This is a genomic window from Arcicella sp. BE140, from assembly GCF_031456255.1.
GTDB classification, from domain to species: Bacteria; Bacteroidota; Bacteroidia; order Cytophagales; family Spirosomataceae; genus Arcicella; species Arcicella aquatica.
The window spans coordinates 74,655-99,198 of record NZ_JAVDUE010000009.1 but is presented as its reverse complement, the minus strand read 5'-3'; the positions used below and the strand labels follow the sequence as shown (position 1 = coordinate 99,198).

The 24,544-nt window shown below is 35.1% G+C and carries 20 protein-coding genes; 9 read left to right on the top strand and 11 right to left on the bottom strand.

The window, feature by feature from the left end:
• The first annotated feature begins 135 nt into the window (after window positions 1-135).
• The 3 genes from J2Y60_RS13950 to J2Y60_RS13940 all read left to right on the top strand — a co-directional run bounded on the left by J2Y60_RS13950 (window position 136) and on the right by J2Y60_RS13940 (window position 1,711).
• Window positions 136-681, top strand: a complete 546-nt coding sequence (locus J2Y60_RS13950) for a sigma-70 family RNA polymerase sigma factor (RefSeq protein WP_309918772.1) — start codon at window positions 136-138, stop codon at window positions 679-681.
• An 87-nt stretch (window positions 682-768) separates the two neighbouring features.
• Window positions 769-1,227 (top strand): hypothetical protein, encoded by a 459-nt coding sequence (locus J2Y60_RS13945; RefSeq protein ID WP_309918770.1) that lies wholly within the window; start codon window positions 769-771, stop codon window positions 1,225-1,227.
• A 13-nt stretch (window positions 1,228-1,240) separates the two neighbouring features.
• Window positions 1,241-1,711, top strand: a complete 471-nt coding sequence (locus tag J2Y60_RS13940) for a hypothetical protein (RefSeq protein WP_309918767.1) — start codon at window positions 1,241-1,243, stop codon at window positions 1,709-1,711.
• A gap of 63 nt (window positions 1,712-1,774) precedes the next feature.
• On the opposite strand, the gene J2Y60_RS13935 is transcribed toward J2Y60_RS13940, so the two are convergent.
• The gene (locus J2Y60_RS13935; RefSeq protein WP_309918764.1) at window positions 1,775-2,524 is read right to left on the bottom strand and encodes a DeoR/GlpR family DNA-binding transcription regulator; all 750 of its coding nucleotides are present in this window, start codon (window positions 2,522-2,524) and stop codon (window positions 1,775-1,777) included.
• Between the two features lie 109 nt (window positions 2,525-2,633).
• Between J2Y60_RS13935 and J2Y60_RS13930 the strand changes: the two genes are divergently transcribed.
• From J2Y60_RS13930 to J2Y60_RS13910, 5 genes are read left to right on the top strand one after another with little or no spacing between them, the layout of a single operon-like run.
• On the top strand, window positions 2,634-3,026 hold the full coding sequence (locus J2Y60_RS13930) for a VOC family protein (protein WP_309918761.1): 393 nt from the start codon (window positions 2,634-2,636) through the stop codon (window positions 3,024-3,026).
• A gap of 23 nt (window positions 3,027-3,049) precedes the next feature.
• Window positions 3,050-3,571 (top strand): 5' nucleotidase, NT5C type, encoded by a 522-nt coding sequence (locus J2Y60_RS13925; RefSeq protein WP_309918758.1) that lies wholly within the window; start codon window positions 3,050-3,052, stop codon window positions 3,569-3,571.
• Between the two features lie 49 nt (window positions 3,572-3,620).
• Window positions 3,621-4,772 (top strand): MFS transporter, encoded by a 1,152-nt coding sequence (locus tag J2Y60_RS13920; RefSeq protein WP_309918755.1) that lies wholly within the window; start codon window positions 3,621-3,623, stop codon window positions 4,770-4,772.
• A gap of 3 nt (window positions 4,773-4,775) precedes the next feature.
• On the top strand, window positions 4,776-5,255 hold the full coding sequence (locus tag J2Y60_RS13915; protein ID WP_309918752.1) for an NUDIX domain-containing protein: 480 nt from the start codon (window positions 4,776-4,778) through the stop codon (window positions 5,253-5,255).
• Window positions 5,255-5,911, top strand: a complete 657-nt coding sequence (locus J2Y60_RS13910) for a phosphoribosylanthranilate isomerase (RefSeq protein ID WP_309918749.1) — start codon at window positions 5,255-5,257, stop codon at window positions 5,909-5,911. Before J2Y60_RS13915 ends, J2Y60_RS13910 begins: the two co-directional genes overlap by 1 nt.
• Window positions 5,912-5,933: 22 nt before the next feature.
• On the opposite strand, the gene J2Y60_RS13905 is transcribed toward J2Y60_RS13910, so the two are convergent.
• The 9 genes from J2Y60_RS13905 to J2Y60_RS13865 all read right to left on the bottom strand — a co-directional run bounded on the left by J2Y60_RS13905 (window position 5,934) and on the right by J2Y60_RS13865 (window position 18,925).
• Entirely contained in the window at window positions 5,934-7,685 is a 1,752-nt protein-coding gene (locus tag J2Y60_RS13905) for an SMP-30/gluconolactonase/LRE family protein (protein ID WP_309918746.1), read from the bottom strand.
• 209 nt (window positions 7,686-7,894) lie between these two features.
• On the bottom strand, window positions 7,895-8,560 hold the full coding sequence (gene can / locus J2Y60_RS13900; RefSeq protein WP_309918743.1) for a carbonate dehydratase: 666 nt from the start codon (window positions 8,558-8,560) through the stop codon (window positions 7,895-7,897).
• An 11-nt stretch (window positions 8,561-8,571) separates the two neighbouring features.
• On the bottom strand, window positions 8,572-10,161 hold the full coding sequence (locus J2Y60_RS13895) for a SulP family inorganic anion transporter (RefSeq protein ID WP_309918739.1): 1,590 nt from the start codon (window positions 10,159-10,161) through the stop codon (window positions 8,572-8,574).
• A 120-nt stretch (window positions 10,162-10,281) separates the two neighbouring features.
• Window positions 10,282-10,653 carry a hypothetical protein gene (locus J2Y60_RS13890; RefSeq protein ID WP_309918736.1) on the bottom strand — a complete coding sequence of 124 codons (372 nt, stop codon included), beginning with the start codon at window positions 10,651-10,653 and terminating at the stop codon, window positions 10,282-10,284.
• Window positions 10,654-10,809: 156 nt separating this feature from the next.
• Window positions 10,810-12,129: a hypothetical protein gene (locus J2Y60_RS13885; RefSeq protein WP_309918733.1), complete on the bottom strand. Its 1,320-nt coding sequence runs from the start codon at window positions 12,127-12,129 to the stop codon at window positions 10,810-10,812.
• 83 nt (window positions 12,130-12,212) lie between these two features.
• The gene (locus J2Y60_RS13880; RefSeq protein ID WP_309918730.1) at window positions 12,213-13,799 is read right to left on the bottom strand and encodes a SulP family inorganic anion transporter; all 1,587 of its coding nucleotides are present in this window, start codon (window positions 13,797-13,799) and stop codon (window positions 12,213-12,215) included.
• A gap of 89 nt (window positions 13,800-13,888) precedes the next feature.
• Window positions 13,889-15,757, bottom strand: a complete 1,869-nt coding sequence (locus tag J2Y60_RS13875) for a proton-conducting transporter membrane subunit (protein WP_309918727.1) — start codon at window positions 15,755-15,757, stop codon at window positions 13,889-13,891.
• Window positions 15,758-15,766: 9 nt separating this feature from the next.
• Window positions 15,767-18,268 (bottom strand): DUF2309 domain-containing protein, encoded by a 2,502-nt coding sequence (locus tag J2Y60_RS13870; RefSeq protein WP_309918724.1) that lies wholly within the window; start codon window positions 18,266-18,268, stop codon window positions 15,767-15,769.
• A 306-nt stretch (window positions 18,269-18,574) separates the two neighbouring features.
• The gene (locus J2Y60_RS13865; RefSeq protein ID WP_309918721.1) at window positions 18,575-18,925 is read right to left on the bottom strand and encodes a hypothetical protein; all 351 of its coding nucleotides are present in this window, start codon (window positions 18,923-18,925) and stop codon (window positions 18,575-18,577) included.
• 574 nt (window positions 18,926-19,499) lie between these two features.
• Here J2Y60_RS13865 and J2Y60_RS13860 point away from each other — a divergent pair.
• A complete protein-coding gene (locus J2Y60_RS13860; protein ID WP_309918719.1) occupies window positions 19,500-20,516 on the top strand; it encodes a GntR family transcriptional regulator in 1,017 nt (338 codons plus the stop codon).
• Window positions 20,517-20,633: 117 nt separating this feature from the next.
• On the opposite strand, the gene J2Y60_RS13855 is transcribed toward J2Y60_RS13860, so the two are convergent.
• Entirely contained in the window at window positions 20,634-24,407 is a 3,774-nt protein-coding gene (locus tag J2Y60_RS13855) for a hydantoinase B/oxoprolinase family protein (protein ID WP_309918716.1), read from the bottom strand.
• Between the last annotated feature and the right edge of the window lie 137 nt (window positions 24,408-24,544).

Genomic DNA, 24,544 nt, shown 5'->3' with positions numbered 1-24,544 from the left:
TCAGGCAAAAGGCGAATAAGTATAAGTAATTAGAAGAAATTAATACGCTAATTACTATTCTTTTCGGCTTTTGCCTTTTTTATTTTGTGACTTGTGCCTATTTTGCATTTAGCATTCTAAGCCAAATGCCTAAAAATGACAGATAAAGAATTATTAGAAAAATTTGCTAACCCCGAAAGCCGAAATTATGCTTTCAATTTACTGGTACGTCAATATCAGCAGAAAGTATATTGGCATATCCGTAAAATGGTAATCGACCATGACGATGCCAATGACCTAACTCAAGATACTTTTATAAAAGCGTGGAAAGGCCTTGAAAACTTTAAGGGTGATTCACAATTATTTACATGGCTGTATAGAATTGCGACTAATGAATGTTTGAACCATCTTAGTAAGAAAAAAAGACGCTTCTTTTTACCTATCAATGATATCACAGAAGAGCTATCTAACAAACTAGAAGATAGCGATTTAGTTTCTGGAGATGAAATACAACTTAAACTTCAAAAAGCTTTACTCACTTTGCCCGACAAACAACGTTTGGTATTCAATATGAAATATTATGATGAGCTAAAATATGAAGAAATCTCTGAAATTACGGGTACTTCAGTGGGTGCTTTAAAGGCATCCTACCATTTAGCAGCAAAAAAAGTAGAAGAGTACCTTAAAAATTCAATACCATAATAAAATGGTTTCAATATTAAAAAAAATTAAAAATCATTTTAAACCATTACAGACCAAGACAGTCAAAGTAGCATAATCATTAAAACAATGGAAAATAATAAGTTTGACATAGAGAAACTACCACGTGAGAATATTTTCAAAGTACCTGATAATTACTTTGACGAGCTTCCGATGTTAATACAATCGCAAACTTCTGCCAAATCTAAAACAGTTCCTTTAGTTACTTGGTCTATGAAAAGGACTTGGGCAAGCGTAGCCGCTTGTGCTGCTATCGCTATCTTAGGATACTTTACTTGGATGCCAAAACAAGATGCATTGGGCAATGAAGCCCTTGCTGAGGTACAAAATCAAGAAATCATTAATTATCTAATTCAACAGAATATTAACCAAACCGACCTTGCTGAACAATTTGAAAATGTTCAAACAAATAATAAAGCCGAGGTAGAGGAAACAAATAATGATTCTGAATTATTAGATAATTTAAAAATAAATAGACAAGATATTTTACAAAGTATCGATTTAGACAATTTAGAAGAGAATATTTAATCAAATATCACGCATGAAAAAATCAGCCATTATTATCAGTTTAATTTGCTTTGTCTTCTCATTAAATGTAAAAGCGCAAGCACAAGACGAGCCATTAAAAGGCAAAGAAAAAATAAAAGCCGCTAAAGTTGGTTTAATTACTAACCGCTTAAATTTAACTGAAGACCAAGCCAAAGGCTTTTGGGTTGTTTATAACGAATTCGATACTAAGCGCTGGGAAATCAGAAAAAGTATCAGACAGATTACTGCCGAAAGTAGAAATACGACAAGTTCTGAGGATAAAATCTTATCTGATTTAAAAGAAATTTTAAACCTGAAACAAAAAGATGTTGACTTAGAAAAAGAATATATGTCAAAATTTCTGAAAGTTATTAATGTTCGACAGGTATCTGAATTATATAAAACAGAGCAACTTTTCAATGCTATGCTGTTCAATAGGTTAAACAAAGGCGAAGGAAAAATGCATAAGGAAAAACAACCTTAGACCAAAACTTAAATCCCTACAATTGTCAATGATTCAATTGTAGGGATTTTTTTATCATTTCACTTATTGGATTTCAGTACCAAGCCTTTTGTAGGCTACTAGTTGTTCCTCTGTGATTATCTCATCAGTAATCATTACATCAATATCAGCATAAGGACATACTACAAAACTATCCGCCGTATTTAGTTTTTCGGCTGTAATCAAGGCTATTACTTTGGCCGATACCTCCACCATTTTCTTTTTTACTACGCACTCGCCCCAGTCGGGAATAGTTACTCCTATTTCAGGATGAATTCCACAAACACCAATCAATAAAACATCTGCTCTGATTTTACTTAGTAGCTCTATTACCTCTGTACCATACGTATTTTGGGCATCTTTAAATACCTTGCCCCCAAGCATAAATAATTCAATATTGGGGTGTTCACAAAGAATTTGAGCGATGGCAATACTTGTTGTAAAAACAGTGGCTTTTAACGATGGAGACATTAATTTGGCTACCTCCATATTGGTAGAACCATTATCAAGGATAATTACTTGTCCATTTGAAAAAAAACTTTGAGCCTTCTTGGCTAAAATCAGTTTTTCTTCATGGTCTATATGAATCCTCTCTTTTAGCTTATATGGGCTTGTGGCTTTGGGGATAGCTCCGCCATGTACTTTTTTCAGCAACCCGTCTTCTGCTAATTCATTCAAATCACGACGGATAGTATCATCAGAAACATTAAGTATTTCTGCCAATTGAACCGAAGAAACCCTTTGGTTAGTTTCTAACATCTTCAAGATGACCTGTAATCTTTCTTCCCTGAGCATATTTGCGGTTTAATTCGTTTTTATTCGGAATATTACACAAATTTAATAAATTTTATTTTGATATATGCGGTTTATTGCGGTAAATTTGTCTAAATATTTTAAAAACCGCATGATAAGTATTGAACACATAGCTATTTGGACGATTGACTTAGAAAAAATGAAGTCATTTTATTGTCGTTTTTTCGGAGCAACAGCCAATCAAAAATATGTCAATATCAAAACAGGGTTTGAATCTTATTTTTTAAGTTTTACAAAAGGAGCGCGTTTAGAAATTATGCACTCGCCATCAGTAGTAGATATTCCAAAAGATATTTTACTTCAAACAAAAGGATTGGTACACTTTGCAGTAGCTGTTGGCAGTATAGAAAAAGTAAATGAACTAACTGAAACGTTAGCAAACGAAGGCTTTACGATTATTGGTAAGCCAAGAACAACTGGCGATGGGTACTACGAAAGTGTAGTGCTAGACCCTGAAAATAACCGAATTGAAATTACAGTATAAACTAAAACCGTATATTATTATTTATGAGAATCTTAATCGACATGGATGATGTCTTGGCAGACACAAGTTTAAAATTATTAAACGAAACGAATAAAAAATTAGGAACAAATTTTACTCGTGAGCAAATCTTAACACAGCCAGAAGTTTATAAGGCTTATTATGAAAAATATAGTACAGTAAGAGGAATGCTTTGGGAAAAAGGTTTTTTTGCAGATATTCCATTGATTCCGGGTGCGCAAGAGGTTGTTCAAAAACTTCATGCTAAACACGAAATATTTATTGTATCAGCAGCTACTGAGTTTCCTTTATCAATGGAAGAGAAATTAGAATGGTTGGATAAGTATTTTCCATATATTGGCTGGTCGCATACTGTTTTTTGTGGTCATAAATGGATGATTAAAGCTGATTATATCATTGATGATCATGAAAAAAATCTTATTAATTTTGAAGGTAAAGGCTTATTATTTGATGCTGCCCATAATCAACACGTAAAAGAATTTACAAGAGTACATTCTTGGAAAGAAATTGAGAGTATCTTGTTGTAAAATACCCCTTTATGCTTTTCAGCAAGTTCATAATAATCGCATTAACGCTTTGGAAACTACTATTATTCAACATAACATTGGGAAAAATGCTCGCATTGCTACCAATGCTTTATTCTTTCTATGTGGAATTAGTTTTGCCTCATGGGCATCACGCATTCCAGATATGAAAGAACTATTACATTTAAGTGATGCTGCTTTGGGAACAGTATTATTTGCCATGCCTATTGGCAGCCTAACGGCTTTACCAATCGCTGGGGTCATTATCCATAAATTCGGCAGTAAGAAAATTACTTTATTTGCTGTATTTTTCTATTTTATTTCCCTCCCATTGCTTGGGCTTTCCGCTAGTCCAATAAATCTTGGTATCTCTTTATTTATTTTTGGTTTTGGTAGCGACTTACTGAATATTGCCATGAACGTACAAGCCGTTGGCGTAGAAAAATTACAAAAACGCTCTATTATGTCCTCTTTTCATGCCGTATTTAGCATTGGTTTTATGCTTGGAGCGGCTTTAGGAGGCATTATTGCGAAACAGGGTATTTCTACTTTTCAACATTTGGCAACAATTGGTAGTATCGACTTGCTGATAGGACTTATTTCATTTTCGTATTTATTACAACACGACCATAAGTCAGATGAAAATCAACCCCTTTTCGCTATTCCTGATAAGTCTTTAATCATTCTAGGTATTATTTGCTTCTGTGGAATGTTGTGCGAAGGGGCTATGGCCGACTGGAGTGTGCTTTATTACAAGCAAATTATGGATAATCCCAATGGTTTTGCCACGGCTGGGTTTACGGCATTCTCAGTGTTGATGGTAGTAGGAAGAATATTTGGTGATAAAATTTTACAAGCTCTTGGACTTAGAAAAACCCTTCTAATCAATTGTTTATTAGTATTTGTCGGAATGTCAATTGCTATTTTTATTCCTTCACCCTTTACAGTTATTATCGGCTTTGGCATTACGGGCTTGGGGCTTTCTACTATCGTTCCTCTTATTTATAGTGAAGCTGGTCATTCAAAAACTATGGCTGCTGGAGTAGCATTGGCTGCCATTTCTACATTAGGTATCGCTGGTTTTTTAATTGGTCCCGTGATGATAGGTTATCTTTCTGAATTCTTCTCTTTGAAAATAGCCCTCGCTTCATTAATTATTTTAGGCTTATTAGGAAGCTTTTTAACCACAAAAATACCTGAATAGCACATGGAAGGTTTAAAAAGAGTAGCTGTAATTTGTGTGCTGAGAAATGGCGCTAACTTTTTATTGCTAAAGCGTTTCAATGAACCAAATAAAGATACTTACGTACCCGTAGGTGGAAAAGTAGATGCATTTGAAAACCCTTATGATGCAGCCATTCGTGAGGTTTGGGAAGAAGCTGGTATAAAAGTACCCGCCATGAGATTTTGTGGTACATTGGTGGAAACATCCCCAGTGAAGTATAATTGGATGAGCTTTATTTATGAAGCCGAAGTGGACTTCTTTGAGCCTGCCCTTTGTAATGAAGGCATTTTAGAATGGCATAACTTTCAGAACATTGATAGTTTTCCAACGCCTAAAACTGACTTTTTCATTTACGATTATATCCTAAAGAAGAAGCATTTTGCCTTTAATGCACTATACGACAGTGAAGTAAAATTGCTTTTTATGAATGAAGAAATTGAAAACAAAGTGGTTTTTGAATAATGGGTACAAAAATTAAAATATGCTGTATAAGTAGCCAACAAGAAGCACAAATGGCCATCAATACTGGTGCTGATGTGCTTGGTTTAGTAGCAAAAATGCCCAGTGGACCTGGTACTATTACTGATGATTTAATTCAAAAAATTGCTACTATTATTCCTCCACACATTGATAGCTTCTTATTAACGCCTAAAACTGACCCTTACGAAATAATCGCACATCAACGTGCTACTGGTACTAATTGTATTCAATTAGTAGATGCAGTGGCTGTAGAGGCTTATCCGATTTTAAGAGCTAATCTACCCAATAATATCAAGCTAATACAAGTAATACACGTAACAGGTGAAGAATCCATTATTGAAGCTAGCATGTACGAATCATTGGCTGATATAATTTTATTGGATTCAGGCAATCCAAATTTAGCGATTAAAGAATTGGGAGGAACTGGCAGAAAACACGATTGGGATATTAGTAAACACATTGTTGAAATGGTTTCAATTCCAGTATTTTTAGCTGGTGGATTGAATCCAGAGAATATCTGTGAAGCGATAGACTTTGTTAAGCCTTATGGAGTTGACATTTGCAGTGGTGTAAGAACCAATGGAGAGCTAGACCCTCAGAAATTAGAAAGATTGATACAAGCCGTGAATAATTTTTAAATAATCCACGGCTTATAGTTTGCTATAATCTTGGTGGTGCTGGCTTGAATGGCTTTTCAAAAGCATTTGCACCACGTGTTTTTAGTTTTCTTCTATATACTTTATCGACACAGCTTACATATATCGTATCGAAGTTTGCACCGCCAAAACAAATATTAGAAGGTTGCCCAGTAGGTACTGGAATGATTGCATTTACTCTACCAGTTTGGTCAAGCACTTGAATCCCTGCACGAGTCGTCACATAAACTCTTCCTTGATTGTCGGCTTTCAAACCATCTGCCCAAGCATTATTATCTGAATCTTTTACATGTAGCCAACCATACTTTTGTTTGTAAGCCAATTTTCCATCTGCTTGAATCTGATATACCCATAGCCAATGAGAAGTAGATTCTGTTACATACAATTGTGTTTGGTCTGGCGAAAGACAAAGCCCATTGGCATATTTCAAACCTTCATCCAATTCTACTTTTTCGCCGTTTGGTCGCAGCAAGAATAATTTGCTTGGTTTTTCAATCCCATTTGGAGATGTAAAATAGATATTACCATTCTTCGCAACAATTATATCATTCGCAGATTGGTCATCCACCAAGACAGATTCTTTTCCTTGGGTATCATACACTAAAATTTGTTTAGTACCCCCTGCTACTACATAGCGTTTCCCATCGGCATCAAATGTTGTTCCACTCCCTCTTTTAGCATCTAGGTTCAAGGTTTGTAATTTTCCATCTAAGCCAATTTTATAGGTTTTTGAATTGGGAATATCTTGATAAAATACTTCTCCTGCTGGATTAGATGCCGTACCTTCTGTAAAAGTATAGCCCTCTCCTACTAATTCCCACTTTTCATTTTCTATTAAAATATCGCTCAAAACTTGGTTTTTTGATTGACCTTTGGAAACAGGCTTAGGGTAATCTTTCCAAAGCCAACGCATCGCCTCGGGGAAAATGGCTGTTCCTTGTTTGCCATTATGCCCTCCTTCACCCCACACATGGTTTACTTCATAGCCTGAAAATGTCAATGCTCTTTCAATGGTTTCGTTGGCTTTCCACCAATCTCCACCATAAATATTAAGGTCATTAGCTCCATCTTGCAAGAAAACCCTGATTGGTTTAGGTTCATGTTTACGAATTAAGGTGGAATACGAATCTCCTCCTCGTAAACCTACATAAGTTCCGATGGCACTAAATACCCTTGAAAAAGCGTCTGGACGTTCCCAAGCGGCTGTAAAAGCACAAACTGCTCCACTACTTGAGCCTCCGATGGCTCTATCATTCCCATTTTTTGAAAGTCTAATCGCACGACCATCACTCGTCTTTTGTTTTTCTACAGCAGGTAAAAGCTCTTCTAATAAAAATCTTGCATAATTATCTCCCAAGCCATCATATTCATAACTTCTATTAAAACGATCATTTGCTATTTCTGGATTGTCCGCTTTTACTCGTCCATGCATCACAAATATGCCGATAGTGATAGGCATTGCTTTTTGATGAATTAAGTTATCAAAAACGGTAGGGGCTTTCCACTGGACTCCGTCTTGATTTACATACACACAAGCAGGTTGTTCGGTGCGATACTGAGCAGGAACATATACCCAATATTCTCTGAAAGTACCGGGAAAAATTTTAGAATCCTCGAAAGTAAATTTCAATACTTCTCCTTTCGGAACACCTATTTGCTCAATTGAAGCGGGGTCGTCCTGATAGTTTTCAGCAGGGGTTTGGGCAAATGTTTTTAGTTGGCAAAGGATTAGTCCAGCCAATAGTATTTTTTTCATAGTCAAGTTTTAGAATAAGTTGTGTTTAGTAAATAGTGATTGGTGAACAGTCCGCCATCGGTAGTACGACAAATCACTAGTTATCAGTTATTTGCGACAAATAAAAACATTATTTACATTATATTGATTACTTAAGACACAAAAAAAGCTTTCGGAATTATTTTTCCGAAAGCTAAGGTAATACAAGTATTTTATAATCCTGATTTAACCTAATAAATTGAGCTATTAGAAATTAATTCATTCGTATGAAATTCGTATTTAAAAATAGGGTCTACTTCAGAGCAAGCCTCAATCTCTAACGCTTCTTTAATCAAACCTGTTTTCATATCAAAAACCCATCCATGCAAATGAGGTAATTTGAAATTTTTCCAAGAACGTTGTATAATAGTTGTTTTGGCTAAGTTTTTCACTTGTTCTTCAACATTTAGTTCTACCAAGCGTCTGAATTTAGCATCTTCATCTTCAATGGCTTTAAGCTCGTTATCATGTTTATAATAAACTTCTTTGATGTTTCTCAACCATTTATTGATTAAACCTAAGTCAGATGGTCCCATAGCGGCTTTTACACCACCACAGCCATAATGTCCGCAGACAATAACATGTTTTACGTGTAATACTTCAACAGCATACTGCAATACTGAAAGTAAATTAATATCAGTATGCACCACCAAATTCGCCACATTTCTATGTACAAATATTTCACCTGGTTCTGCATGAGTAATCTCTTCAGCAGGTACTCTGCTATCTGCACATCCTATCCACAAAAACTTTGGTTGTTGGTCTTTAGAAAGTACGTTAAAATACTCCTCATCTAATTCTAAACGCTCTTTTGCCCACGCTTTATTGGCCAAAAGCAGTTGTTTGTAATCTTTCATTTTTGTAAAATTTAATGTGATTCCACTTCTGCATGATATTGATTAATATCACCTTGTATTTTTCGATTTACTTTTTTAAATACCATTTCTATACCCTTTTTCTTTGAGCTATTTTTAAAAGTGTAAAGCAACGTAAAAATGTCATGGTCAATAAAGTTAGCTCTTGAACCATCTACCAATACTTCATCTCCTTCTTTCAAACTCATTAATATTTGTTTGATTCTATGTTTATTCAAGAACGAAACATCTTTATTGAATTTGATTAATACATTATTGCCATCCCGAATGACCGAAATAACTGATTGGAAGTTGGTAAATACGACAAACAATAGTCCAACGAATGTTCCGATAAAAATACCGAACAGTAAGTCTTTGAAAATAATGACAATGATGGTAATAGCAAAAGGTATGTATTGGTCATAACCTTCTTTATAAACTCTTTTAAAGACAAGAGGATTAGCCAATTTATACCCTACCATTAATAAGATGGCGGCTAAAGCTGACAATGGAATCCTGTTCATGAGGGCTGGGATTAATACAACAGAAGCCAATAATAATATCCCATGAACTATTGACGACATCCTAGTTTTAGCCCCTGCATATACGTTGGCCGAAGTTCTAACGACTACTGATGTGACAGGGAGTCCACCTAAAAATCCAGCGATAGTATTACCTACACCTTGAGCAATCAATTCTTTATCCGAAGATGAGATACGTTTTTGAGGGTCTATACTATCTCCTGCTTCCAAACTTAATAGCGATTCTAAACTAGCTACAATAGCCAAGGTAAGCGCTACGGTATATATATGCGGATTTTTTAAAAATGAAAAATCTGGTAATAACAATACATTTGTGAAATCTTGAAAATTTTTGAATACAGGCATTGAAACCATGTGAGCAGGCGAATTCCCTAAAAAGTATTCTGGTTTAATAACCGCATACATCTCATTAATCGTTACTCCTAAAGCTACAGCAGCCAAGGCTGATGGAAATACTTTGAAAAAAGTGATGTTTTTCTTGGAAGCATAGTCCCAAAGAATCAATAATGCCAAACAAGCAAATGAAATAATGACGGCTCCATCATTGAAATCGATAAAAGAACGAATCAATTCTGTGATGGTATTTTGGTGGTCAGCAACTTGTTCAAACTCAAATTCCCCTTCATAATCTTGGTCGTCTCCCAAAGCATGTGGAATTTGTTTTAATATAATTACAATTCCTATCGCAACGAGCATCCCTTTAATGACACTCTCTGGAAAATAGGCACTAAACTTCCCAGCCTTTAAATATCCTAACCCTATTTGAATAATTCCTGCTAAAATAACGGCTACAAGAAACCCTTGATAAGAACCTAAATCCTTAATAGCTGTGGCCACAATTACGGTTAAGCCAGCAGCCGGCCCACTTACTGAAATTTCTGAACCTGATAAAACTGATACCACTATTCCCGCTACAATACCCGAGAGTAAACCTGAAAAAAGTGGTGCCCCCGAGGCTAGGGCAATTCCTAGGCAAAGAGGCAGTGCTACTAGAAAGACAGAAATCCCGGATTTCCAGTCAGTTGATAGCAACGATGATTGATAATATTTAAATTTTGACATAATTTCAACATAGTAGTTTTAAAAATCTGATTTTCTAGGAGATTCCTCCCAATAGGGTACAGTTTAAATTAATTCTAATCAATAGAATATATTCAATTTTATACCATTAAAAAATAGATTTTATACTTGCGGAGGCTGAATTATCACATCAAAGTGACCACGGAGGGTACGAGAGGAATATGAAGAGAAAAGTGCTAATGTATAATAGTATGCGTCATCATTTAAAGTAAGGTTATTCAAAAATAATGAGAGAGATTCTACTACACAAATGACGTTATAATCATTAATGTCATCTGATTCAGGCACATCATCTGAAGAATCAGTATCAGTTTTCTTTTCAGTTTCAGCTTTATTCAGTAGATTAACTACTTTTTCTTTCGGTAGAAAAAACTTTAAATAATAAATACCTCCTACATTCAATGCCACAAAATGCAAGGCCAAAGCCAAGCAAAAAGTCTGAAAGACAATATGTAGTTTAGTCTTGGTATTCATACGAGTTTAATTTCTAAAACCAAAATTAAAACATTTTCGTTCTACCATTGATACAAATAGAATAAAAGATTGAAGTAATTAGAACAAAATTGGGCTATCGAAGCCGATAACCCAATCCAATATTAAACCACATACAAACTAAAATATTGTAACACTCTAATTAAAAAATACTTGATATTGCATAATAATACCGCCTTTTCTGTCAGTCGAATGATATTCACCTGCTGAATTACTTGTATATACTGGGCGACTTTGGTAAGCCAATGTCAGCTTAGAAGTATGTCCTGTAAACAACCAGTTGATACCCGCATCATAAAATACCATTGGGTCAGCTAATTTTTCATAATCAGAATACTGTACACTAACATAAGGCATCAATGTGCCTGCTTTGCCTAACATATTATTTGCCATTTTATATCCTACTTGTCCATAAACGGTTTGCCCTGTTCCATACAAAGGGGCATTATTACCTGCACCATTCAACACACTTGCATTGGCATTGCCATTAGCAGGATTCAACGGGCCGCTTTCGCGGATATAGTTTTTACCGAAGTTATAGTCTGAAAGTGCTAAGTAAGCACTCAACGCTGTTCCTTTTTCCTTGTTAATAGGCGCATCATAAAAAGCATCGACTGCTAATAATGTCATCGCTGTTTTCAAGGTATCTCTTCCATTATCTGCCAAATGCCACATTGCATCAGGTTGATAGATAAAACCAGCACCAATATTGAAGATTTTTTTAGAGCCATAATATGTTCCTACTGTATAAGGATTCATGTTAGATTCTTTATCCCAAAATTGGTACTGAAAATATCCTTGGGTCTGAAATTTTGGTGGTGTTGTGGCAAAGTTTGAATTTTTAGTTAATGCTGTCGCTGCATTAAACCCAGATGATTTTTGAATCGCCATTGGGTCTGATAAAGCTACTCTATAGTCAAATGAACCTAGTTTTCCTTTGGCATAAATGCTTAATTTTCGAAGAAATTGATCGGTTACATCATTCGTTGCTTGTTGATAAAGCGGAGCATCTACTCCTAATTGTCCTCCTACTGAAGGTGCGGCAAAACGTGCTAAGCCACTCCATCCTGTTAAACCTCCACCTAATGATAGCTTATTTTTCACTACAGCATATTCCCCAATGGCATCATGGATAAAGAAACCTTGTTTGCGGTCTGATAATGCATTAAAGTTGTTCTCACCTATTTGTAAATAGATATAAGTACGGTCGGTGATTTGTCCAAACAATTGTAATCTTAATCTACGAATACCAATATCAGTAGTCGAAGGTTTATCAAAACCATTTGTTGTTGAACCAGGGTTATTTTCGTTATGACGAAGCCAAACTTGATTCAATAATGTCATTTTTAAAAACTGAGACCCATCCTGATTCAAATATAATTTTCCGTCTTTATAAGTCTGGGAAAAGCTTGTATAGGACAACACTAGTCCAGCCACTATAAAAAGTATTTTATTCATGGTATTAGAATAATAAGAGATTGTTTTGAGATACTGAGCGACAAAATGTCACTCAGTATTAATTATAACAAAATATGTGAATATTAAGCTTTACGAGCGGCCAACTTATGACCAGAAACAGGCTTGTGATTATCAAGACCTATTATTTTCACTGTACCTCCTCCTTCTACATAATCATGCTCAAAGTGATGCAAGTTTTCCATCACCGAGTGATCTACCAATCTAGTATTTTTTAAGTCAATCGTTACATTAAAACCAGCAGGAATAGCATCCAATTTGCTTTTAATGCCTAAGTAATTTGTAAAAACAGCAGATTTATCGATTTCTACTAAATAATCATCTCCTTCAAAAGAGACCAACGTTGGTGCTTTAAATAATGAACCAATTGGTAAGCCATTCACTAAGTGAATAATGATTTTTAAAGCAATACCTGCTGCAATACCAACTAATAAATCTTCATATAATGTAAAGAAAATAGTAATCAAGAAAATTGACAATTGCTCTTTACCAATGGAGAACGTATGGATAAATTCTTTTGGATGCGTCAATTTAATACCTACCGTAATCAGCATAGCTGCTAAGGCAGTGTTAGGAATAAGCTCGATTAAATGGGATGCTAACAAAACAAAAGCTAAGATAAAAAAACCATGAAAGAAGTTTGCCCAACGAGTTTTAGCACCATTATTAACGTTTGAAGAACTACGCGCTACTTCAGAAATCATCGGTAAGCCTCCTAAAATTGCGGCGATTGTATTACCAATACCCACAGCGATTAAATCTTTGTTGGCATCAGACTTACGACGATATGGGTCTAACATATCAATGGCTTTTACAGTAAGAAGTGATTCTAAAGTACCAACCAAAGCAAACATGACTACATATTTAATAAATAATCCTATCTGAGAAACACCTGAAAAATCAACATTGATTTTAATATTTTCCATCAAGTTGCCAATGTGTACCAATGCATAAGCTGGTTCAGTAGTTTGGAAATCCATTGCTAATTCAGCAGGAATTGCAATAATAAGCACAACCAATGGAGCAGGTATTTTCTTGATAATAGGGTTCTTGATAAATGGCCAACCTAACATAATGATTAAGCAAAGAACACCAATCAAAGTAGCTTTAGGGTCAAGATGCGCAATAAATGTTGGAATAGAGGCAATCAAAGCCAATGGGCCTTTCCCTTTTGTCAAAGCTGGTGCTACATCTAATAATACTGGAATTTGCTTCGCAATGATAATTAAACCAATGGCAGCAAGCATACCATGAATGGCTGAAAGTGGAAAGAAGTCGGCAAGTTTACCTAACTTAAATACACCAAAAAGCATTTGGACAATACCAGCAGCTACCATCGCTCCCAATGCTAAATGCCAACCTGTTTCTCCTCCACCAAATTCGTTTACAGCACCTGCTACGATTACGATTAAGCCAGCTGCTGGGCCTTTAATCGTTAATTTAGATCCCATAAAGAAACTTACCACGACACCCCCAATGATAGCCGTCACCAAACCCATAATAGGAGGAAACTCTGAGGCTTTGGCAATCCCCAAACTCAAGGGAAGCGCTAATAAAAATACAATAAATCCAGAGACCGCATCGGTTGAAAAGTTCTCCTTTAATCCTGCTAAGCCATCAAGAGGAGCAGTTAGTTTCGTTTTTGTTTCCATTTTGAAATAATATTTTATAAACTTTTAGTAATGTGATTCAATACTTAATTAACTATTGAGATTGAGTCTGATTTTTTGTAATTTCTTTTTTATGAAGACTTATACGGTACTTCATGATACGTTTTAATATGTGGGCCGAGGAAAATTCTGGCATAAACTCTTATCACAGAAATACCTCCAATAATGAAACTTGACGAAATAAAAAATGCTAAGAAAATTTGATCTTCATGGATATGACTGAAAATTAAATCTTCACCAATAAACGTTGACGTGATAGGAAAGCCCGTTAAACCCAAACAGGCCAACAAAAACATCATAGCAAATTTTGGATGTTCGTAAACGTGTCCGTAGAAACGATTTAAATCCAGTGTTTTCTCAATAGACTTCAACTTGCTTAGAGTGAAGTATCCAAAAGCACCCATTATGATAATGCCACTTAAGTAAAATATGGCTTCTTCTAATTTAAAATGCTCGTTAAATGAAATGGCTAGGGCAATCCAAAAATGATTCATGATGATTAATAGCCAGCTCATTCTAGGGCTTTTTCTTTCTGAGAAAGATTTCAAGACCATGATAAAACCAATCAGCGAAAATAATCCAGGTAAGTATTCATGCAATTGTGGAGCAAGTTTTTCTTGGTTGTACAATAGCACTAAACCGACAACGTAAGTAGGAATAAACAATAACATTAATTTGTTGATTGTCAGGAAGTCTAACTTTCTACCTACATTTTTTAATGGCTTCCAAACGATGTAATCCATGAATAAATCCAAATTCCATTCTTTCAAACTCATCACATAAATAGAATATTCTACTTTTTTAGGGAAAGAATCTTCAATAGTATGCTGACGTGGAATGAAATTATAAAACTGCTCACGAATCATATAACTCACTACTGATGGTGAAACAAGCAATTGGTATGTTCTTAAAAAGGCATTTCCTGCAAAGTGAAACAATGCCAAACTTTCAAAACCCGCTGCTACTTCAATGAAAATAAGTCCTATTTGTGCGATGGAAGCATAAGCAATCTGGCTTTTAACTGACGACTGCACTCTGGCAATTAATGACGCTATGATACTGGTTGTCAACCCTAACAGAGCAATCAATATTCTAACAGAGATTTGATGTTCCCAAAAAGGAAATGTTCTTAATAAAAGAAACACCCCTAAATGCACCGAAAGTGAACCATAAAAAATAGCACTTGAAGGCGTTGGACCTTCCATTGCTCTTGGCAACCATGATGAAAAAGGCAATTGAGCAGACTTAACTGCTGCGGCTACCAAAATCATTAATGAAATAAATACGCCCGTGAAACTATGACTTAATATATGTTCGTGTACTAATTCATAATTACTCAATTTCAAGAAAGTAATATTTTCATGCCATAGATGGTGACTTGCCCACATGGCAAGTATCAATCCGATATCACCAATTCTATATACTGAAAACACTTTGATGGCATTTTTAACGGGCAAATACCTGTTTCTATAAAAGGCAATTAATAAGAATGATGATATTCCTAATATTTCCCATCCTATAAATAGTGTCTCAAAATTTCCAGACAGAATCGCTACATTATAACCTACATAAAAAAACAGAATCGTATTAAAAAAACGTTTATACCCTTCTTCTCTATGAAGATAATATCGGCTGTATATGGTTACTAGAAAAGTCAAAAATGCCCCTACCAATAAATACACTACCGTAATCTCGTCGAAACAAAAATCAATCAGAAACTCATAATCTTTAGATTTAAACAATACAATCTCTTTAAGATTAAGTGTTTCATGACCATGAAATAGCCAAAAAACCGAAAATACAATAAAGCTAATTAAGTGTAACCCCACTGTTAAAAAAGCTACTCGTGAGATAATTCCTTCTTTTTTTGCTGGAATTAATAAACTTAAAATAAAACCTATAACTGGTATAAGAATAAAAATTTGGAGTATCGAAGTCATTTTGTATTCTTATTTTATTAAATAAACTGGAAAATTTTCTTGGTGTGATTCTAGTAATGATTCGATATCAGAGACTGAATTAATTTTTTCATTAACAGCCTGATAAGGAACAAAATGTCCGTTGTGAAATCTGAACATCTCTCTGTTTTCAGGATTTACTACGATTAGATGTACCCATTCATTATTGAACCACTCATAAGTTTCTGGCAATATTTTGATAGTATCCAAAACAACCTCAGGGAAATGTTCGACAATAAATAACATTCTAATTGGGTCGTGTACTTCAATCATTTGGCTTGGCAAACCTGGTCTTAAGTCTCCATCAATACCATTGGCTACTCCAAAAAGCCCCATCACATTGTGTGGTAGTTTTGAACCTGCCCCTAGTTTCTGATTATCGACTCTTGAAAAATAGTATTCCAAATTAATACCTCCACAAACTGGCGCAGCCGCTTTCAATATATTAAACAGATACTTTCCTTCTAAATCAACCTGATAATTGTATGAATTCATAAAGGCACGTCTATCTAAGAATAATTCTTTTGATAATTCTCTTCGTCCTACAATACAAACAGCGTTAGTAGCATGATTTAGCTCTGGTCGTGGCTCAAAAAGAGAAACCGATCTTGTGCGTATTTTATCATGAATTTCTCCAGCCGTTAGTTTTGTATTGATTGATTCAAATCTTCTAGAACGCTCTTTAGCATTGAAATCAAGGGCTTCTATAAAAAACTTTTCATTTTTTGAATGCCCCTCTTTATTTTTTTCTGAAAGCTCTTTTTCATCGAAAAATGAAATCTCATCACGGGTTGTATCATGCAAAGCTCCTACAAACTGTGTTGTATCAGGAATATCTATTCCTTTAGTAGCCAATATTGCTCTTACTTCTTTATGGTTCAGCATAGAGCTAGCGACTCTGGCATTTACAGAACCAGGTCTGCCACAACAAGCGCCACAATCATAACCAGCATAATGAGTATTGTTTACACTACTTGCTCCATGCCCTACGATATATACGACAGGTGCAAAGTCATTTACTAATCCAATACTCTTTAACAAACCTTCCATACGTTGGGCCATCTCAGCCACAGTAAAACCAACTTGAAGCTCATCTTTACGTGGATGTGAGTGGTCGTGCTTATGTTCAATCGTTAGGCTCGATTCCTTATCCATGTGTTTGAATGAAGAAACAGCAGCGGCACTGGTGGTAGGTCTGAATATATTCAGAAACAAACGCATAGCTGACCAGAAGCCAAGTGTTTGGGAAATGAACCAGCCACTAAATAACGAATGCGTATGTTTTGTAAAATGTGCATCCTTTACCTGCTTGCTTTTAGAACCCACTTCTTTAATCAAGTATTTGGGCGTAACAGGTGCAGGACATTGTTTGGTATAAGAATTAGCGTGTTCGGGTTGATAGTAAAATTCAACGCCAAAAAAGCCTGGTGTACCAAATGTCTCACAATTAGTATCAAGTTTTTCAAGATAACGGCGAATAGAACATTCGCGGTCGTCAATACAAAATATTGCTTGAAAACTTTTTTGCTCAATGATTCTTTTCTCTCCTTTTTGGAGTTGGATACCTGCTAATACTTGATCGTAGTAAGTCCACTCAAAAGCATCTTGCCAAATTGAAAGTACTTGATTCAATTCACTTTCAGGTACTTCAGCTAAGATGTCTTTTATTTTTTCTTTAGTAGTGCTTCCTAGAGGAGCCCAGTTTTGTCCAAATTTAAAATCAAGCGCATCTATCTCTAATAATAATTCAAAAACGATTAAATCGTGTGTTGATATTTTCTTATGGTCAAGTAGTGTCTCAGGGATATCCTCAACTACAGAAACCATTCCAGACCAACCTTGGTGTGCAAATTGCTGATCAAAAAGATATTGTTTATACAACGATGAGTCTCCAACAATAATCTTCAGTAAGTCTTCAATCTTGCAATTACCATTGAGTAAAATATTTTTTGCTCGCTCAGTTTTAAAAAAGCTAGTAAAGCTATTTCGCTCCATTTCCCTGATTGAAGCTAAAAAACCCTTATGAATATTAGGGAAACTCCAGATTGAAATCCCTTGGTCAAGAAAACTACAAAGGATTCTGAACAAAATTGGATGAACCAACAAATCCATGTCAATATGGTGTACTAATTTCCAGTTAGCTCTTAAAGCACCAATGCGAGGTGTTACCGCTGTTTCATATGTTTTTTGAAGAACTTTCTCCTTCCAATCAAGAAGAAACTCTTCACCCATTCTTTCGATAATAACTTTTTCAAGAATTGGCAAACTAATCCTATTTGATTGATACAATGCTCTGAATTCGTCTAAACCCAAGAACACATTATATCCAAATATTTTGGATGCCTTTCTCAAGGCTTTATAAAATTTCAGCTGTTGGAACGCATGAAGTGTGTTATGATGAACAAAGTCTTTCAACGGAGCTTGTGCAGGTAAATAGTGCTTTAGCTCATGTAGAACCTCGTGCTCATCAAAGGATGAATCGTGTGCTTTCATACAAATACTTTAAGATTATATTAAAACTTGTAATAACTCGTATAAGCATATTTCTTTATTGGCCAGAAAGTAACACTCTAAGCACAAAATATAAGCAACTCAAATTCCAACATCTTTGATTAGTGGTTATAGCAATCAAGATTATAAATCAAGTCTAAATACAAGTATGCTCCAACATCATCGGAATAATCGAATAAGTTGAACAAACTTTAAAGAAAATGGTAATGAAAAAAGCCAGATGAATTTACAAAGCGATGATGTAAACGAACGGAAAGGCATCAGCATGATGCTTCTGGCAAAAAGAGATCAAATTCGGAAATTGAGATAAAGCGCAAAAAGCGGAAAGCAAGAATGGATTTTAGATTTAAAAATCCAAGAAGTAAGGTATGTTTGCTTTAATACAAATAGTTTAAACGTAAAAAACTCGCTAAAAGTGAAGGCAATTTTTGATAAATCGAATTCTTTAGTGTGTTCAGAACTTTCTTCACTTTCATTAATTTCAGTATCACATAATTGTGTTCTAGAGTCGTCATGAGCTGATTTTAAAATATACCTTTTCATGAAGTGATTGTGCATAGTACCTTCGGGATTCATTGGCGAAGCAATGAATTTGAAGCTAACTAGCAACAATAACAAAAGGATTTTTAAAAACTTCATATCAAAACTCTTTTAATATGTGGACTGGTATTTCTGATATTGATGCCAATTTATAATATTCATATTAATTAACATCAAAAAAAGTGATTTTATTTTAATATTAATATATAATTCATCATAAAATGAAATTTTATATTAAAAAAACAATATTGATTATAAATACAAAAAAAAACTACTTGAAGTCAAGTAGTTTAGAAGTTAAATATTCAGAGATAGGAGGCATCTTTAAGCAAGTTTTGTTTTGAAGACAATTGCCTGCGGAGACAAAGTTATGTCTCCGACAGACACTGTACACCATTAACCATTTTTATAAACAAAACTTGTAATCCAATCATCACTAAACTTGGTGATGAAACATTTATATCAGGAAGCTAGTTTTAATTATTAAATCTATATTAAAACAATGCTATACTATGCTAGTCAATTCCACTACAAATTTAAAAAAAAAATTATCGATTCAAAATTTTTTGACCATAATTTGAGTTAAAACAGGAAAAAGACAACAGTTTATTAATACAGCAAAAAAATATTATTAATTTGCCTTAATTACCTCAAATAGAAAGAAATAGATTCAATGAAAAACAGCACTCAAATTGATGCCCACTCTAGCAAGCCTAAATTTCAACAGTTAATTGAATACATTATCAACGGAATTGAAGAAGGAGCGTTAGTGAGAGGGCAACAACTACCATCTATCAACGAAGTATCGCAGAATTTTGGAATGGCCAGAATGACGGTTGCCAAAGCTTATGATGACCTTCGAGAAAAAGGAATTATTACGTCTCACCACGGCAAAGGATTTTATGTTTCAAATACTGACACGAGGAGTCAGCTAAATATTTTTGTGCTTTTTGATGCCCTTACACCTTACAAGGAGATTTTGTATGATAGCTTAGTAGCAGAATTAGGAGAAAACGTAACGATTAATATTTTCTTTCATCATCATAACTTAAAGGTTTTTGAAAATACAATCCTCAATCATTTGGGGTCATATAATTTTTATATCGTAATGCCACATTTTAATCAAGATGTGACGAACGTACTTCAAAAAATACCTAAAGAAAAACTATTGATACTGGATATTGATGTGCCAAGTTTTGGGACAGATTATGCCATTCTCTATCAAGATTTTAAGAATAATACTTACGTTGGTTTGAATGAAGCTAAGGAGCTCATCAAAAAATATCAAACCTTTTCATTGGTGCTCAGTAGCAAAAGTTTTCAATATACGCCTGTAGGTATTATTCAAGGTTTTGAGCGATTCTGCCACGAAAACAACATTTCTTATGAAATTATTTCTGATTTAGAAGAAGAAGAACACCTTCAAAAAGACCATGCATATTTGGTTTTCAGAGAAAATGATTTGGTTCGATTCATCAATTGGTCGAATAAAAAAGGGTGGAAACTTGGTAGCGACATTGGACTGATGTCTTATGATGATACGCCCATCAAAGAAATTCTGGCAGAAGGGGTATCCGTTATTTCAAACGATTTTGCTTTAATGGGAAAAAGGGCTGCTCAAATGATTCTCTCGCGAGAAAAAGGCAGGTTTGTAAATAAAGGGTATTTTATTAAACGTAAATCATTGTAATGTAGTGATTGGTGATTAGTAATTGGTGATTTGTGCTTGCCTGTGCTTGCCTAAAATAGGTTGACATAAATTTCAACATACCAATTACTAATCATGTTATTTCAAGTCATAATTTAATTATGCTATTCCAAACCCTCCGCCACCAGGGGTCCAAATAGTTAATTTATCACCTGCGTGTGCTGTAATCTCGTTATCCGACGTAACAGTCCCATCGGTTCTGGTTAATAAATGTTTACCTGATGCACCTGCATTTCCGCCATTTAATCCGTAAGGTTGAGTTCTGAGGTGTTGACGCAGTAAAGAGACTTCAACATCTTCTAAAAAAGTAACTTCACGTATAATGCCATCACCCCCGTTATATTTCCCTTTTCCTGCTGAACCCTCACGAATTTCAAAACGATTTAGATAAACAGGGTAGCGTAGTTCCATGATTTCAGCATCAGTAATCCTCGTATTAGTCATGTGCGTATGTACACCAGAGGTACCATCAAAACCATCTCCTGCGCCACTACCTCCGCAGATGGTTTCATAATATCCAAAGGTTTTATTGCCGAACAAAAAGTTATTCATCGTTCCTTGTGAACAAGCCACAATGCCAAAAGCTTTGAGTAAAGTATCCGTTAGCCTCTGACTTAACTCTACATTCCCTCCTACTACGGCAGGACAATCTTTAGGATTGTCGGGATAATCAGGATTTAAGATTGACTTTTCGGGAATGATTAATTCTACTGCCTTCAAAATACCATCGTTCAAAGGTATTTTTTCATTTAATAACAACCTTAATACATAAATTACTACAGAATTTACAATAGCAATGTTGGCATTCAGGTTACCTATGTCTGTTTTAGCACTTCCAGTAAAATCAATTGTACAGTTATTTTCACGAATGTTTACCTGCACTTTTAAAGGTTCGTGATTGTCCAAAAATTCCTCTGCCTGATAGACTCCTTGCCCGAATTGTTGCAGTTTTTCACGCATCCTACTTTCTGAATACGTTTTCAGTCGGTTCATATAAAAATGAACTTTAGATAGACTATGTTCTTGAACCAAAGCCTGTAAAGCTTCTTCTCCGTTTCGGTTGGCAGCTAAAGCAGCATTTAAATCTGCTAAATTTTCTTCAATCGCTCGTGTAGGGTATGCACCTGATAAAAGCAATTCTTTGATAGCATCCCAACGCATTGCTCCATTTTTCACCAAATACATCGGTGGAATTACAACGCCCTCCTCTGCCAAATTTTTAGAATAAGGAGGCATAGAGGCAGGACGTACCCCACCCACTTCGGAATGATGACAGCGATTCACTACATAACCAATCAATTGATTATCAAAAGAGTACACAGAAGATATCAATGTAATATCAGGTAAATGTGACCCGCCAAATTTTGGATGGTTCGTCACTACTACGTCGCCTTTATCAATGTTGATATACTTTAGTACACTTCTTACGCATACGCCCAAGCTTCCTAAATGCACAGGGATATGGGGTGCATTAGCGATTAGTTCGCCTTCTGCATCAAGCAATGCACAAGAGAAATCTAGCCTTTCTTTGACGTTGACAGAGAGAGCCGTTCTTTGAAGTAACAAGCCCATATTCTCGGCAATCGTCATAAAACGATTGGTAAACAACTCTAGTTGAGTCTCTTGATTATCTATTTCATTGTCAATAACTGCTACTGCTTCTTTTTGAATAATAGCCGTTCCATGACTGTCAATTTTCAGTGTCCATCCTTGTTCAATGACTGTCGTGCTAAAAGGGTCGAGTAGTAAAGCAAAGCCTTTAATAATGGCTCCGTTATCTAATTGATTTCTAAAATAGACAGGTACATTTTGCCATTGTTTGTTAAAAAATGCTTTGACAGAATGATTTTCCTGCGGAAAATATTCTTCAAATATTGCTGTTTCTTCCAATAATTCTTTCTCTGAAAACTCATAAGCATTCACCCTGATACTTTCTAATTCTATAGACCTATTATCAATCCAGTGTCCAAAGATGGCTGTATATTTCGCTTTAAACGTAGCTAAAATAGCATCAAAATTTTGCCACGCTATTTCTATCGTCGAGTCTTGACCTTTGAATCGTAAATACAAGGAATGACTTTTAAATCGAATTGTTGAAGCTTCTACACCATCATTTCTCAACGTACTAATTACCTCGTCCTCAGCTTGTTTGAATAATTCAGTCAGATTGTTATTTAATTTTTCGTTAAAAATCTCTAAAACAGACCTTTCCGAAAACCTTTCTACTTGTGCTTTATCAATGCCAAAAGCAGAAAGCAACCCTGCATCTTTCGGTAAAAGGATAGTATTAATATTCAATAAATTAGCAATACCACAAGCATGTAAACCACCTGCACCGCCAAAGGCTACTAAGGCATAATCATGGATAGAGTATCCTTTCGCAATGGATATTTTACGAACAGTATCTGCCATTTTTTCATTGGCAATGGCTCTAAATCCTTCTAAAATTTCTTCTTTATCTGGCTCTACACCCGTTTTTTCAGCAATTTTAGCCAATAATTCTTGTAATTTTTCATCAGCTTTATTAGGGAAAACGGGAATACTAAATTGTTGAATATCTAATCGACCTAACAGTAAATTTACGTCCGTAATTGTCAAATCGCCTCCTGCTCCATAACATGCTGGTCCTGGCATAGAACCTGCACTCTCTGGTCCTACACTTAATTTAAAACCATCAAAAGCACAAATTGACCCTCCACCAGCGGCAACCGTTTCAATGGCTAACGATGGACTGAATATTTGACCATTACCAATTTTTTGTGAGAATTGATAATCGAAATTACCATCATAGCGAGCTACATCCGTGCTTGTTCCACCCATGTCAAAAGTAACAATCTTGTCAAACCCAGATACTTTTGAAATATAAGCAGCGCCAACTACACCACCAGCAGGACCAGATAGTAAACTATCTTTGGGATGAAAATGATGTGCATTTACCAAACTCCCAGCACTGGTCATTACCTTGAAATGTTTATCAGGAATCTGAGCGCTGATATTATTGATATAAGTATTGATAATCGGTGAAAGATAAGCGTTGACAACAGTGGTTTCTGCTCGGTTCAAAAACTTGATTTGTTTGCTTAGTTCTGTAGAAATATTTACATATTTAAAATATTTCAAGAGTATTTCTTGTACTTTTTTTTCGTGAATATTATTGCGGTAAGCATTTTTCAAACAGACTGCAATTGCCAAGATGCCTTTATCTTTAAGTCGTTTAGCTTGTTCTTCAAGAGTCGAAACATCAATGGATTCAAGGACATTACCATCTTTATCTATCTGTTCATTTACTTCAACTACCTCACTATATAATGGTTCGGGACGAACAATATTCAACGCAAAAATATCTGGACGAGATTGATTGCCAATCACTAATAAATCTTTAAATCCTTTTGTTACCCAAAAAGCTGTCTTAGCCCCTTTCATTTCCAACAAAGCATTCGTTCCTTTAGTTGAACCTATCCTAATTTGAATAGGTGGGAATGCTTCTTTCAAGCCTGTTTGTGTTATCAGCCTTGCTCCTAGTACAGGGGCTTCTTCAAAGGCTGTTAAAGCAAAACTTAATACTTGACTACCCAATAATTCAGGTAACGGTTGGTTGATAATCAATGTATTACTTTCAATATCAAAACTCACTACTTCAGCTTGAAAGTTATGATTAAACAATGTAAAAGCATAGCCTGCTAAAATATCCCTTTTTAAAAACCAAGAAGACTTTACTTTGAATGTCTGTAGATTGATTTGTTCAATAATTTCACCACGCAGCGAACTATTAGAAAGAATTTTATAGCGGTATTGATTTCCATCATTATCAGATGCTACACAATCGGTGAAAGTTCCACCAGTATCTATCGAAATGTTGAAGTTTTTTTGCACTTGTTTTAGAGATAAAAGACACAAGATTTAAGACCCTAGACTTTAGGGAAAGATTTTCAAGAAGTAAGATAAAAGACCTCAAGACACAATAAGCGAATGGGCAAAATATTGGGAAAACTAATTAGATAAATTATATT